The 959-nt window shown below is 66.2% G+C and carries 1 protein-coding gene; it reads right to left on the bottom strand.

The genetic code is table 11. The features are described from left to right. Nucleotides 1–15 precede the first annotated feature (15 nt). A complete protein-coding gene (locus AH6_RS41905) occupies nucleotides 16–909 on the bottom strand; it encodes an IS982 family transposase (protein WP_067492057.1) in 894 nt (297 codons plus the stop codon). Nucleotides 910–959: the final 50 nt, after the last annotated feature.

The raw sequence follows: 959 nt of genomic DNA, 5'->3' as shown, positions 1-959 counted from the left end.
GAGTCCAATCTCTGGTTAGTGGTCGTAGGCGATCAGTGATCGGGTGATCGGGGCGTTGGTGGTGTGGTTGTGCCAGATCGCGGCGGCCATGGCCAGGATGCGCTGGGCGACGCGGACGGCCACGCCTTCGGCCGAGCGGCCGCCGTGGTGTTCCAGATCGAGCTGGCCCTTGAGGGTGTCGTTGACCGACTCGATCAGCTGGCGGACCTTCTTGAGCATCGGCTCGCCATAGCGGGCCTTCTCGTCCTTGCGCGAGGGCCGCAACATGGTGATGCCGTAGTCGGTCAGCAGCGTCTCGAAGTCCTTGCCGGCGAACCCCTTGTCGCAGATCAGCAGGATCTGTTCATGCCGGCCGGTCACCTCCTGCTCGACCTGGAGCATCGCGGCCAGCACCTCCCGCTCGCCGACCTTGGGGTCGGCCAGCGCCCACAGGATCGGCATGCCCGACGGAGCGCACACCAGATACAGCTTCAGTCCCCAATAGAACCGCGAGTGGCTGGCGCAGTAGCCATACCCGGCCCATCCGGCCAGCTCCGACCGCTGGACCGTCGGCCGGGACATGCCGCACGGCACCGGCGTGGCGTCCACGATCCAGCAGTCGTCCAGCCAGAAGTCGCTGGAGCGGGCCAGCATCCGGATGACCCGCTTGACCAGACCGAGCGCGGCGCGCAGCCGCTTGTTGTAGCCCGACTGCTGGGGCAGGTAGGGAAACAGCCCGGTCAGGTGCTGGCGGGCATAGCGCAGCCAGTGCCTCTCAGAGGGGAAGCCCAGCAGGGCCTGGGCGACCGCCACGCACACCAGCTCTGCATCGGTCAGCACCGGCGGCCGGCCTGTCCACCGCGGACCTCCCACCTCATCATCGATCTTCACATACAGTGCCGTCAGAAGGGTCTCGAGGTTGTTCGTCACACAACGATCATCGAGGCCCTTCGCCTTTGCAGCCACAAGACTTCGGACTT

This window comes from Actinomadura hibisca NBRC 15177 (assembly GCF_001552635.1).
In the GTDB taxonomy this organism is placed as follows: Bacteria; Actinomycetota; Actinomycetes; order Streptosporangiales; family Streptosporangiaceae; genus Spirillospora; species Spirillospora hibisca.
This window is presented reverse-complemented; position numbering and strand designations above follow the sequence as displayed.